Origin of the sequence: Serratia sp. X10 (assembly GCF_017811775.1) — a bacterium.
GTDB lineage: Bacteria > Pseudomonadota > Gammaproteobacteria > Enterobacterales > Enterobacteriaceae > Serratia > Serratia ureilytica.
In genome coordinates, this window is sequence record NZ_JAEIOH010000001.1 from 333761 (window position 1) to 345659 (window position 11899).

General features: G+C 61.1%; 10 protein-coding genes, 2 tRNA genes and 4 other RNA genes. 7 read left to right on the forward strand and 9 right to left on the reverse strand.

Going from position 1 to position 11899, the window contains the following annotated elements:
- Window positions 1-7 precede the first annotated feature (7 nt).
- The gene (gene sdeA, locus J9788_RS01675) at window positions 8-1195 is read right to left on the reverse strand and encodes a multidrug efflux RND transporter periplasmic adaptor subunit SdeA (RefSeq protein WP_182264692.1); all 1188 of its coding nucleotides are present in this window, start codon (window positions 1193-1195) and stop codon (window positions 8-10) included.
- 297 nt (window positions 1196-1492) lie between these two features.
- Here sdeA and J9788_RS01680 point away from each other — a divergent pair, with 297 nt between their 5' ends.
- Window positions 1493-1849 carry a helix-turn-helix domain-containing protein gene (locus J9788_RS01680; RefSeq protein ID WP_033642706.1) on the forward strand — a complete coding sequence of 119 codons (357 nt, stop codon included), beginning with the start codon at window positions 1493-1495 and terminating at the stop codon, window positions 1847-1849.
- Window positions 1850-1901: 52 nt separating this feature from the next.
- Here the strand turns inward: J9788_RS01680 and J9788_RS01685 are convergent.
- The 6 genes from J9788_RS01685 to J9788_RS01710 form a co-directional block, all read right to left on the reverse strand.
- Window positions 1902-2021, reverse strand: a non-coding RNA gene (locus J9788_RS01685) — RtT sRNA.
- Between the two features lie 46 nt (window positions 2022-2067).
- Window positions 2068-2187: non-coding RNA, RtT sRNA (locus J9788_RS01690), on the reverse strand.
- 46 nt (window positions 2188-2233) lie between these two features.
- A non-coding RNA gene (locus J9788_RS01695) (RtT sRNA) lies at window positions 2234-2353 on the reverse strand.
- A 46-nt stretch (window positions 2354-2399) separates the two neighbouring features.
- Window positions 2400-2489, reverse strand: a tRNA-Ser gene (locus J9788_RS01700).
- A 307-nt stretch (window positions 2490-2796) separates the two neighbouring features.
- Window positions 2797-2917: non-coding RNA, RtT sRNA (locus J9788_RS01705), on the reverse strand.
- Between the two features lie 45 nt (window positions 2918-2962).
- Window positions 2963-3052 (reverse strand) — tRNA-Ser (locus J9788_RS01710).
- Window positions 3053-3499: 447 nt separating this feature from the next.
- On the opposite strand from J9788_RS01710, the gene J9788_RS01715 reads away from it, so the two are divergent.
- The 6 genes from J9788_RS01715 (at window position 3500) to J9788_RS01740 (ending at window position 10389) form a co-directional block, all read left to right on the forward strand.
- Complete coding sequence (locus J9788_RS01715; RefSeq protein WP_046686867.1) at window positions 3500-4966, forward strand: peptide MFS transporter; 1467 nt, start codon at window positions 3500-3502, stop codon at window positions 4964-4966.
- Window positions 4967-5093: 127 nt separating this feature from the next.
- A complete protein-coding gene (gene ghrA / locus J9788_RS01720) occupies window positions 5094-6035 on the forward strand; it encodes a glyoxylate/hydroxypyruvate reductase GhrA (protein WP_182264691.1) in 942 nt (313 codons plus the stop codon).
- 90 nt (window positions 6036-6125) lie between these two features.
- Complete coding sequence (locus J9788_RS01725) at window positions 6126-6863, forward strand: phosphatase (protein ID WP_046899284.1); 738 nt, start codon at window positions 6126-6128, stop codon at window positions 6861-6863.
- 42 nt (window positions 6864-6905) lie between these two features.
- A complete protein-coding gene (locus tag J9788_RS01730; RefSeq protein WP_046899285.1) occupies window positions 6906-7484 on the forward strand; it encodes a molecular chaperone in 579 nt (192 codons plus the stop codon).
- Window positions 7485-7633: 149 nt separating this feature from the next.
- A complete protein-coding gene (locus J9788_RS01735; protein ID WP_046899353.1) occupies window positions 7634-8287 on the forward strand; it encodes a tellurite resistance TerB family protein in 654 nt (217 codons plus the stop codon).
- A gap of 68 nt (window positions 8288-8355) precedes the next feature.
- Window positions 8356-10389, forward strand: coding sequence for a S9 family peptidase (locus tag J9788_RS01740; protein ID WP_182264690.1), 2034 nt, complete (start codon window positions 8356-8358; stop codon window positions 10387-10389).
- A gap of 35 nt (window positions 10390-10424) precedes the next feature.
- Here J9788_RS01740 and exoX read toward each other — a convergent pair whose 3' ends face one another.
- The gene (exoX, locus tag J9788_RS01745; protein ID WP_033644251.1) at window positions 10425-11093 is read right to left on the reverse strand and encodes an exodeoxyribonuclease X; all 669 of its coding nucleotides are present in this window, start codon (window positions 11091-11093) and stop codon (window positions 10425-10427) included.
- Between the two features lie 26 nt (window positions 11094-11119).
- Window positions 11120-11866, reverse strand: coding sequence for a carbon-nitrogen hydrolase family protein (locus J9788_RS01750; protein ID WP_182264689.1), 747 nt, complete (start codon window positions 11864-11866; stop codon window positions 11120-11122).
- Window positions 11867-11899 lie beyond the last annotated feature (33 nt).

Below are 11899 nucleotides of genomic sequence, written 5' to 3' on the forward strand. Positions count from 1 at the left end.
TGGGAGCTTAGTTAAGGGCGGAGGCGGTGGTGGTCATGGCGACGCTTTTCGCGTCGACCGGCATGCCCGGCATAAACACTTTCTGCATGCCGTCGACGATCACCCGATCGCCGCTCGCCAGGCCTTTTTGCACGATGCGCATACCTTCGGCCATCCGGCCCACGTCGATGTCGCGGCGCTGCGCCTTGCCGTCTTTATCGACGATGTAAACGAACTTGCGGTTCTGATCGGTCATCACCGCTTTGTCGTCGATCAGCATGGCGTTGAACTCGGCGCTGCCGGGCATCTGCACGCGGGCGAACAGCCCCGGCGTGAAGCGGCGATCGCGGTTGTCGAGCAGGGCGCGCATGCGGATGGTGCCGGTACCGGCGTTCAACTGGTTGTCGGTGAAGTCCACCAGCCCCTGATGCGGAGTGCCGTCTTCGCCCACCAGGCCCACCTTCACCGGCAGGCGCGCGTCGTGTCGGCCCTGCTGCTGATAGCGCAGGAACGTCGCCTCATCCACGTCGAAATAGACGTAAACCTTATCGAGCGATACCAGCGTCGTCAGCACGCTGGCGCTGTCGCCGGCGGTGACCAGATTGCCGGCGGTGATCATCGCGCGGCTGGCGCGTCCGTCGATCGGGGCGGTGACGCGGGTAAAGTCGAGATTAAGCTGCGCCATATCGAGCTGGGCCTGCGCCGCCAGCACGTTGCTTTGCGCCTGCGCGGCGGACGAACGCCGCTGTTCCCACACTTCCTGCGAGATGGCCTGAGTGCCGATCAGCTTCTCGGTGCGCGAGGATTCGCTGCGCGCCAGCGCCGCCTGATTGCGCGCCCGCACCAGCTCCGCCTGTGCCTGTTCGCGCGCGGCGCGGTAGGTGCGATCGTCAATGGTGAACAGCACCTGGCCTTTCTTCACCTCGTCGCCTTCGGTGTAGTTGACCCGCTCGATGTAGCCGGAAACCCGCGGGCGCAGCTGTACGCTTTGCACCGCTTCGACCCGACCATTGAACGCATCCCACTGGCTGATCGGTTTGACCACCACGCTGGCGGCGCTGACCACCGGCGGCGGTGGCGGGGCGTTGTGCGCGACGCTGTTGTCACACCCGGCGAGCAGGGCGGCCAGCAGCGCCACCCCGGAGAGCCGCTGGCCCAGAGCGAAGGCGCGCGTGCGGCCGCCGGCGTTGAACGATGAGTTTGGTTGATTTGGCATTATTTTTATTCCGATAAGTAAGCGCTGTCTGGCCCCATACCCAGCCCTGTTTTCCGGGCTTTTCCCTTCATGCCGGCGTTCGGCGGAAGGGGCGCCGCGCCTTGTCATGGCGCAACGTTAGGTTTTGAAACATATTGGTGTCACATTAATGTATCAATATCGGTTACATTAATTGGGTGGAGTATAGAGGCGGCCTTCTGGTAAATGCAATAATAAAAATTGCATTTAAAGCGAAACTGTTGCAACGTATGCGCACTGGGCAGTGATTGACCCTGCCGACATGATGGGAGCATCAGCATGAACACGACGGGTTTCATTACCGATTTGAAGACGTGGATCGACAACAATCTGGAAGAAAAACTGGATATCAACACCGTAGCGGACCGCGCGGGCTACTCCAAATGGCATCTGCAGCGCATGTTCAAGCGCCAGACCGGCTATGCGCTCGGGGAGTATATCCGCATGCAAAAACTGAAGGTGTCGGCGGAGCGCCTGGCCAACAGCGGCGAACCGATCGTCAGCGTGGCGATCTCGCTCGGCTTCGACTCACAGCAGTCGTTCAACCGCAGCTTCAAACGCCAATTCGGCCAAACGCCGGGCGATTGGCGCCGCGCGCTGGCGCAGCCGACGGCGGTGAGATGCACGCACCACTGAGCGGTTTGGCAGTGGGAATAAAAAAGCCTGAATTTGCGTTCGGGCTTTTTTATGGCGGTGAGGGCGGGATAGATTCGCTGCGCTCACCCTGCGGGCCGCCGTTGGCGGTCCAAAACGCGGGCGTTTTGTCGAACCCTGTCGAGGATTCTCACCCTCCCGGTCGGTGCGCTATGCATACAAAAAAGCCTGAACGTGAATTCAGGCTTCTTCGTAGAATATGGCGGTGAGGGAGGGATAGATTCGCTGCGCTCACCCTGCGGGCCGCCGTTGGCGGTCCAAAACGCGGGCGTTTTGTCGAACCCTGTCGAGGGTTCTTACCCTCCCGGTCGGTGCGCTATACAAACAAAAAAGCCTGAACGTGAGTTCAGGCTTCTTCGTAGAATATGGCGGTGAGGGAGGGATAGATTCGCTGCGCTCACCCTGCGGGCCGCCGTTGGCGGTCCAAAACGCGGGCGTTTTGTCGAACCCTGTCGAGGGTTCTCACCCTCCCGGTCGGTGCGCTATACAAACAAAAAAGCCTGAACGTGAGTTCAGGCTTCTTCGTAGAATATGGCGGTGAGGGAGGGATTCGAACCCTCGATACACTTTCGCGTATACACACTTTCCAGGCGTGCTCCTTCAGCCACTCGGACACCTCACCATATTTTTTTGTTGCGAAATCATCGCTGCAACGGGGCGCTACTATAGGGAGTGGGGCCGATCCGGTCAAGAATAATTTCTGTGTTTTTGTTTGTCCGCTCAAGCTGTGCGCACTTTGCTGAAAACTGCGGCGAACGGCACGGCGGAAGCCATGAAAGAGCGAGAACATCAGCGGTAAGGTTCGTGGATAACCGGCGTAAATGGGAATCACGGTCACAGAGGGTGGGAGATGCGCTGCGAAAGCCCCTCTCGGCGGTGCGCCATGCAAAAAAAAGCCTGGACGCGAATCCAGGCTTTCTCTTTGAATTTGGCGGTGAGAGAGGGGTTGATTCGCTGCGCTCACCCTGCGGGCCGCCGTTGGCGGTCCAAAACGCGGGCGTTTTGTCGAACCCTGTCGAGGCTTCTCACCCCTCTCGGCGGTGCGCCATGCAAAAGAAAAAGCCTGGACGCGAATCCAGGCTTTTTCTTTGAATTTGGCGGTGAGAGAGGGGTTCGAACCCTCGATACACTTTCGCGTATACACACTTTCCAGGCGTGCTCCTTCAGCCACTCAGACACCTCACCGTTTTGTTGCCGATAACGCCTTGCGCTGTCGACCGGCGCTAATGTAGGAGAATCTGATCTCAGCGTCAACCCTCTTATTTCATTCTCATGACTGTTTAGCCAAACTTGCAGCAATTTGCTGATTTACCGAACGATATTCCCTCTCTTGGTCACCGGCGGGCAGGGCGGACTACGTTCAAAACGCGTGAAAGATGATTGTTTGACCTTTTTTTGTGCGAGTAGCTCAATATATCGCCAGTGATAACGATCTATTTGATGTTATATGCATTAATACTGGATTATTAGTCAGATGTGTCGCTAAATGGAATCATGTCGGCGCGGCGTTTTTGGCAAGGAACATCACGTCGCCGCGCAGATTGCCGGGTGACAGGCCGGCGATACCGCAGACAGGGACAGACTCATTACATAATAATGCAGTAGAGGTTCGTTTTGACTCCTTCAGAAGCCATGCCGGCGCCGCAAGCGCGCCATGCCATTCCGCCCGGTGCGGGAGCGCTGTTCTTCATCCAGATCTTCGCCACGCTGGGCTTCGCCGTGCTTTACTCTACGCTGGTGCTGTACGCCACCAAGCGGCTGGGCTTCAACGAAAGCAGCGCCAACGCCATGATGGGCGTGTTCGGCGCCTTCAACTATGGCCTGCACATGTTCGGCGGCTACCTCGGCGGCCGTTTCCTCAGCAACCGCAACCTGTTCGTGCTTGGTATGGTGCTGCAGGTGTTCGGCTGCGCGCTGATTGCCGTCGCGGGCGTGTGGGGGCTGTACTGGGGGCTGGCGATGTTCCTGACCGGCAGCGGTCTCAACGTGACCTGCATCAATATGATGCTCACCCAGCGTTTCAAACCGGACGATGATCGGCGCGAATCGGCGTTCCTGTGGAATTACGCCGGCATGAACCTCGGGTTCTTCGTTGGCTTTACCGTCGCCGGGTATTTCCAACTGACGGAAAATTATCGCGCGCTGTTCCTGTTCGCCACGCTGGGCAATGCGGCGGCGATCATCGTCGCCGTCTGCCGCTGGCGGATTCTGGCGGATCTCAATACGCCGCTGCACGATGCCAGTCGCAGTCAATACCGTTGGCGCATGCTGGTCGGGCTGGCGGTGCTGGTGGCGCTGGTGCCGATTATCCGCGTGATGCTGACCCACGCCGAGTTCAGCGGCCATTTCGTGATCGTGCTCGGCGCGCTGATCTTCCTGATGCTGTGCGTCGTGACGCTGCGCCACCATCCGCGCGATGAGCGCCGCAGAATGGCGGCCTATCTGATCCTGGCGCTGGGGTCGCTGGTGTTCTGGGCGCTGTATCAGCTGGCGCCGATGGGGCTGATGTTGTTCTCCGAGCACAACATCAATCTGAACGTTTACGGCATTCAGGTGGCGCCGCAGTGGATCCAGAACATCAACACGCTGGTGATCGTGGTGGGCGGCCCGCTGCTGGCCTGGTGGTTCAACCGCCTGCGCGCCCGCGGTTGCAACATCGACATTCCGCTGCAGTTCTCCGGATCGCTGTTTTGCATCGGGCTCGGCATGCTGGTATTGCCGCTGGGCATCAGCATGGCGGGCGGCGACGGGCTGGTGGCGTTTAAATGGATCGTCATCAGCTATGTGCTGCAAAGCGTCGGCGAATTGATGATCTCACCGATCGGTTACGCGATGATCGGCAAGCTGGCGCCGCCGCGCTATCAGGGCGTGATGATGGGCTGCTGGATGATGGTGACCGGCGTCGCTTCGGTGTTGGCGGGCTACGTATCCGGCCTGATGCCGGAAAACAGCGGCAGTACGCCGCTGCAAACCAATCCCGGCTACAGCGAAATCTTCAGCGCGTTGGGCTGGGGGGCGACGGGCGTCGGCGTGGCGATGCTGATTTTAATTCCGCTGCTGCGGCGTCTTATCCGGCGCGACGGCGCGTCTGCCGCCTGATTTTGCGCACATGCACAACAGCCCCACTGGTCGGGGCTGTTTTTATTTTGGGCTTTAACGCTTGCATCCGGCGATGAATCGCGGAAGGCTGAAGGAAAACCAATAAAAACAAACGGGAGCCCGCAGTATGAACATCATCTATTACCATCCCTTATTTAACGCCCAGGAATGGCTGACCGGCATCAAGCAACGCCTGCCGCAGGCCGAGATCCGCGAATGGCAGCGCGGCGACGAGCGGCCGGCGGATTACGCGCTGGTATGGCGCCCGCCGCACGAGATGTTAGCCAACCGCCGCGATCTGAAAGCGGTGTTCGCCCTCGGTGCCGGCGTCGACGCCATTCTCGATCAGGAGCGCAAACACCCCGGCACGCTGCCCGCCGGCGTTCCGCTGCTGCGGCTGGAGGATACCGGCATGGCGCAGCAGATGCAGGAATATGCGCTGAGCTATATGCTGCGCTATTTCCGCCGTTTCGACGAGTATCAGGCGTTGCAGCAGCGGCAGGAATGGCAGCCGCTCGATCCGCACTCGCTGGATGATTTCACCATCGGCATCCTCGGCGCCGGCGTGCTGGGGCAGAGCGTGGCGCGCAAGCTGACCGAGTTTGGCTTTAGCGTGCGTTGCTGGAGCCGCAGCGCCAAACAGATTGACGGCGTGCAAAGCTTCGCCGGAGAGGCGCAGCGCGCGGCCTTCCTCGACGGCGTCAAACTGCTCATCAATCTACTGCCCAATACGCCGGAGACCGTTGGCATCCTCAACCGCGAGCTATTCGCACAGTTGAGCGCGGGCGCCTACCTCATCAACATCGCGCGCGGCGCGCACCTGGTGGAAGCCGATCTGCTGGCGGCGCTCGAGCAGGGGCAACTGGCCGCCGCCACGCTGGACGTGTTCGCCCGCGAGCCGCTGCCGCAGGATCACCCATTCTGGCGTCATCCGCGTGTCACCATTACCCCGCATATTGCTGCCATCACGTTGCCGCAGCAGGCGATGGATCAGATCGCCGCCAACATTCGCGCGCTGGAGGCGGGGCATGCCCCGGCCGGTGTGGTCGACAGGCAACGGGGTTACTGATCCTTCAGCCGCCGTTCGGTAACTGATAAGCTGTTATCGTCATCGCGCCTGCCCGTACCTTTGCGGGCGGGCCCTCTGGAAGGAGAAACAATGTACCCCGTTGATTTGCATATGCACACCGTCGCCAGCACCCACGCCTACAGCACGCTGCACGATTACATCGCCGAAGCCCAGCAGAAGGGCATCAAGCTGTTCGCCATCACCGATCACGGCCCGGACATGGCCGATGCGCCACACTATTGGCACTTCATGAACATGCACGTGTGGCCGCGCCAGGTGAACGGCGTGGGCATTTTGCGCGGTATCGAAGCCAACATCAAAAACCTGCAGGGCGACATCGACTGCACCGGCCCGATGCTGACCGCCACCGACGTGATCATCGCCGGTTTCCATGAGCCGGTGTTTGCGCCGCAGGATAAAGCGTCCAATACTGAAGCGATGATCGCCGCGATGGCGCAGGGGGACGTGCATATCATCAGCCACCCCGGCAACCCGCGTTATCCGATCGACATTCCCGCCGTCGCGGCGGCGGCGGCCAAATACGAGGTGGCGCTGGAGCTGAATAACTCGTCGTTCACCCACTCCCGCAAGGGCAGCGAGGCCAACTGCCGGGCGATCGCCGCCGCGGTGCGCGACGCCGGCGGCTGGCTGGCGCTGGGCTCGGATTCGCACGTCGCCTTTTCGCTGGGTAACTTTGAGCACTGCGAGCGCATTATCGAAGAGGTGGGCTTCCCGCAGGCGCGCATTCTCAACGTCAGCCCGCGCCGGCTGCTGGATTTTCTCGAGCGGCGCGGCAAGCCGGCGATTGCGGAATTGGCCGATTTGTGACATCGTCCCGGCAAAATTTTCCGTATTGAATAAGGCTTTATCATGAATGAGTTTTCGATTGTCTGCCGCGTGCTGGGTACGCTGTTCTACCGCCAGCCGCAGGATCCGCTGTTGGTGCCGCTGTTCGCGCTGATTAAAGAGGGCAAGCTGCAGCAGCACTGGCCGCTGGAGCAGGATGACCTGCTCAAGCGCCTGCAGCAGGGCGGCGACGTCAACCAACTGGCGACCGACTTCAATGCGATGTTCGTCGGCAGCGAATGCAGCGTGCCGCCGTTCCGCTCCGACTATGTCGAAGGCGCAAGCGAGGCTGAAGTGCGCGCCTTCCTGCAGCAGCGCGGCATGCCGCTGGCTGAGGCGCCGGCCGACCATTTCGGCCAGCTGCTGCTGGCGGCGTCCTGGCTGGAAGATCAGTCGCAGGAAGATGAAGCGCAGGCGCAGATCGCGCTGTTCGACGAGTTCCTGCTGCCGTGGTGCGGCCGCTTCCTCGGCAAAGTGGAAGCGCACGCCACCACCGGTTTCTACCGCACGCTGGCGCTGATGACCCGCGACGCCATCCAGGCGATGCGCGACGAGCTGGCCGAGTACGAGCAGGACGATGAAGCGGGCGACGAAGACGCGTAACGCCGCAGCCATCCTGGCGGGCCACCCGGCCCGCTAAACACAGGTTTGCATCCCCCGGACGTAAATTGACAAAAGATCCCCTAATCTGGCGGTTTAACGTCGGTTCGGCCGCGCTTGCGCGCCGCGTTTTCTCACGCAAGGGGTAGATGATGAAAAGTAACTGGATGCAGCAGATTCAAACGTTGATCGGGCAGAAGGCCGGCGCGATGGGCGGGGCAGAAGGCATCGGCAAGCTGCTGGCGCCCACGGCGCTGGGCGGCCTGGTCGGCGTGCTGTTGGCCAACAAATCTTCGCGCAAGCTGGTGGGCAAGTTCGGCAAGAATGCGCTGATTATCGGCGGCAGCGCGGCGGTGGGTGCGGTGCTGTGGAACAAGTACAAGCAGAGGGTGAAAGAGACCCATCAGGACGAACCGCAGTTCGGTTTGCAAACCACGCCGGTGGATCTGCGCGCCAAGCGTTTGGTGCAGGCGCTGGTGTTCGCCGCCAAAAGCGACGGCCATATCGATGCCGAAGAGCAGCGCGCCATCGATCACAGCCTGGCGCAACTGCAGGTGGGGGAAGAAGCGCAGGGCTGGGTGCAGGAAGCGCTCGACCAACCGCTCAACCCGGAGTTAATCGCCCGCAGCGTGCAAAACGAAGACGAGGCGCTGGAGGTTTATTACCTGAGTTGCCTGGTGATCGACGTCGATCACTTTATGGAGCGCGGCTATCTTGATGCGCTGGCGCAGGCGCTGAAGATCCCGGCGGACGTTAAGCAGGGCATCGAGAGCGACGTCAACGAGAAAAAGCGCGAGCTGGCATAGCGCCGCTTGGCAAGCCGGGGGGAATCGTGTCACTCTTGCCGCAATCTATGTAAGCGGATGATTTAGCAATGATGACCCCACCGAAAGCGGAAAAACGGCCTTATCCCATCACTATCCACGGCGATACGCGCGTGGATGAGTACTACTGGCTGCGCGACGATGAGCGCGCAGACCGTCAGGTGCTGGACTACCTGCAGGCGGAGAACGCCTACACCGATGCGATGCTGAAGCCGCAGCAGGCGCTGCGCGAAACCCTGTACGAAGAGATGGTGGCGCGCATCCCGCAGCAGGAACATTCGGTGCCTTACGTGCGCCACGGCTATCGCTATCAGACGCGCTACGAGTCGGGTAACGAATACGCGATTTATGTGCGCCAGCCGCAGGCCGAGAGCGAGCAGTGGGATGTGCTTATCGACGGCAACCAACGCGCCGAGAACCACGAGTTTTACACCCTGGGCGGGCTGGATGTCAGCCCCGACAATCAGCGGCTGGGGGTGGCGGAGGATTTCCTGTCGCGCCGCCAGTATGACATTCGCTTCAAGAACCTGGCTGACGGCAGCTGGGCCGACGAAGTGCTGGAAAACACCTCCGGCAGCTTCGAGTGGGCCAACGATTCCTCGACGGTGTACTACGTGCGCAAGCACGCCAAGACGCTGTTGCCGTATCAGGTTTATCGCCACGTAGTCGGCAGCGATCCGCAGCAGGACGAGCTGATTTACGAAGAGCAGGACGATACCTTCTACGTTGGGCTGGAGAAGACCACCTCCGAGCGCTTTATTCTGATCCACCTGAGCAGCACCACCACCTCGGAGATCCTGCTGCTGGACGCCGATCGGGCGGACGCCAAACCGCAGCTGTTCGTGCCGCGCCGCAAGGATCACGAGTACGCCATCGATCACTATCACCAGCATTTCTATATTCGCTCCAATAAGGACGGCAAGAACTTCGGCCTGTACCAGAGCGAGCAGGCGGACGAAGCGCAGTGGCAGACGCTGATCGCCCCGCGCGCCGACGTGATGCTGGAGGGCTTCAGCCTGTTCCGCGATTGGCTGGTGGTGGAAGAGCGCAATGCTGGCCTGACGCTGCTGCGCCAGATCCACTGGCAAAGCGGCGAAGAGAAGCGCATCGCCTTCGACGATCCGACCTACACTACCTGGCTGGCGTACAACCCGGATCCGGAAACCGCGCTGTTGCGCTACGGCTATTCGTCGATGACCACCCCGACCACGCTGTACGAGCTGAACATGGACAGCGGCGAGCGGACGATGCTCAAACAGCAGGAAGTGAAGAATTTCACGCCGGAAAACTACCGCAGCGAGCGGGTGTGGGTGAAGGCGCGCGACGGCGTCGAGGTGCCGGTTTCGCTGGTGTATCGCCAGGACAGCTTCCAGCGCGGCGCCAACCCGCTGATGGTGTATGGCTACGGCTCTTACGGCAGCAGCATGGATCCGGCGTTCAGCGCCAGCCGCCTGAGCCTGCTGGATCGCGGTGTCGTGTTCGCGCTGGCGCACATTCGCGGCGGCGGCGAGCTGGGGCAGCTGTGGTATGAAGACGGCAAGTTGTTCAACAAGCAGAACACCTTCAACGACTTTATCGACGTGACCGAAACGCTGGTCGCCCAGGGGTACGGCGACGGCAAGCGGGTGTTCGCGATGGGTGGCAGCGCGGGCGGCCTGCTGATGGGCGCGGTGATCAACCAGGCGCCGCAGCTGTTCCACGGCGTGGTGGCGCAGGTGCCGTTCGTCGACGTGGTGACCACCATGCTGGATGAGTCCATTCCGCTGACCACCGGCGAATACGACGAGTGGGGCAACCCGAACGAGCAGGCCTATTACGACTACATCAAGCAGTACAGCCCGTACGATCAGGTGAAAGCGCAGGAGTACCCGCATCTGCTGGTGACCACCGGCCTGCACGATTCGCAGGTGCAGTATTGGGAGCCGGCCAAGTGGGTGGCCAAGCTACGCGAGCTGAAAACCGACGATCGGCAGCTGCTGCTGTATACCGACATGGATGCCGGCCACGGCGGCAAATCCGGCCGCTTCAAGGCCTATGAGGATATTGCGTTGGAGTACGCCTTCATTCTGGCGCTGGCGGAATAATAGCGTGCGGCGGGCGGCCTGCGCCGCCCGCTGTGTTAGCCAATCAGATAGTATTTCAGCGTGTGCTTCATGTCCGGGCTCAGATCGTCGATGGATTTCAGCATCCAGCGCAGATAGCCGGGGTCCTCTTGGGCGATGCGGTCGATCTCCTGCCCGCGATACTTGCCGAACTTGAACTTCTTCAGCAGCACCGGCTGTTCGGTGATCTGCACCATTTGCTCCGGCGTCCAGCCCGAATCCTTGATGATGCGTTGCAGCAGCGCGGCGGTGACGTAGCAGTCATACAGCGCGCGGTGCGGGTACAGCGTGGCGTCTGCCGGCAACTGCACGTCCAGATTCAGCGCGTAGCGCAAATACTGGTTGCCGTACTTGATGTCCGGATACAGCGTGCGCGCCAGCTTGAGGGTGCAGATCCAGGCGCCGTTCATCTCCGGCAATACCCCGCGATCAAAGGCGGCGTTGTGCGCCACATAGTAGGGGCTACCCTGATAGCGGCCGATCGCCACCGCAATGCGCGGTTTGCCTTCCACCATCTGTTCAGTGATGTGATGAATCGCCATCGCGTCGAGGCTGATGGGGCGGTCCGGGCTGATCAGGTCGCTCATCGGGTTGGTCAATTGGCCGTCGAGCAGATCGAGGGAGGCCACTTCCACCACGCCGCCGTCCAGCCCGCAGGTCTCGGTATCTATTACGCGTAACGTCATGCTTTCCTCCGCGTTGCCGTCAGGCTTCAGCTTAACCGGCACAGGCGGCCGTGCCAACCGTCGCGGGCCTTGTCGGCGATGATAAGACCAGGGGCATCATCCGGCGCGGCAACCAAAAGCGCTCCCGTGTCATCCCAGATGGCGCTGCGGCCCGCCGGGATCCAGCCGCCGGTCGGCGCCGCATGGTTGGCCATCAGCGTGACCATGCCATAACGACGGGCATAGCCTGCCAGCGCGGCGCTGTCTTTCGCGTAACCGGCTTCAGAGATCAGCACGCCGGCGGCATAAATCTGCGCGCCCGCCAGCGCGGCGGCGCTTGCGTGGCCGGGTTGCGAGGTGTCGGCGCAGATAGCCAGCGCGATGCGTTGCCGATGTATTTCCAGCAGCGTGCCGCCATTACCGGGCAAGAACCGTTGCTGTTCCGCGCCGTGCAGATGTTGCTTGGTATAGGCGGCCACCGCGCCGTTGGGGGGAAAGATCAAGGCGGCGATATGCAGCGCCTGGCCGCTGCGCAAGGGCGCGCCGACGATGATCGTCATCTGATGCGATTGCGCCGCCGCAGCGAGCGGTTGCAGACGCGGATCGCCCAGCGTCAGCGCCAATTCGGCGGCATCGGCCAGCTCATAGCCGCTTAGCGACAGTTCGGGAAAAACCAGCAGTTGCACCTGCCGTTCGGCTGCCTGCGCGACAAATTCAAGGTGACGTTCAAGGTTGCAGGCGATATTGGCCGCAGCGGCGGGGTATTGGGCTGCGGCGAGGGTGAAGCAGGGCATTGGCCATCTCTCCGGTAAGGCAATAAAAAACCC

Excerpts from the sequence above, each read along its gene's own strand:
- sdeA (WP_182264692.1), bottom strand. The coding sequence starts at position 1,195 with ATGCCAAATCAACCAAACTCATCGTTCAACGCCGGCGGCCGCACGCGC.
- J9788_RS01680 (WP_033642706.1), top strand. The coding sequence starts at position 1,493 with ATGAACACGACGGGTTTCATTACCGATTTGAAGACGTGGATCGACAAC.
- J9788_RS01715 (WP_046686867.1), top strand. The coding sequence starts at position 3,500 with ATGCCGGCGCCGCAAGCGCGCCATGCCATTCCGCCCGGTGCGGGAGCG.
- ghrA (WP_182264691.1), top strand. The coding sequence starts at position 5,094 with ATGAACATCATCTATTACCATCCCTTATTTAACGCCCAGGAATGGCTG.
- J9788_RS01725 (WP_046899284.1), top strand. The coding sequence starts at position 6,126 with ATGTACCCCGTTGATTTGCATATGCACACCGTCGCCAGCACCCACGCC.
- J9788_RS01730 (WP_046899285.1), top strand. The coding sequence starts at position 6,906 with ATGAATGAGTTTTCGATTGTCTGCCGCGTGCTGGGTACGCTGTTCTAC.
- J9788_RS01735 (WP_046899353.1), top strand. The coding sequence starts at position 7,634 with ATGAAAAGTAACTGGATGCAGCAGATTCAAACGTTGATCGGGCAGAAG.
- J9788_RS01740 (WP_182264690.1), top strand. The coding sequence starts at position 8,356 with ATGATGACCCCACCGAAAGCGGAAAAACGGCCTTATCCCATCACTATC.
- exoX (WP_033644251.1), bottom strand. The coding sequence starts at position 11,093 with ATGACGTTACGCGTAATAGATACCGAGACCTGCGGGCTGGACGGCGGC.
- J9788_RS01750 (WP_182264689.1), bottom strand. The coding sequence starts at position 11,866 with ATGCCCTGCTTCACCCTCGCCGCAGCCCAATACCCCGCCGCTGCGGCC.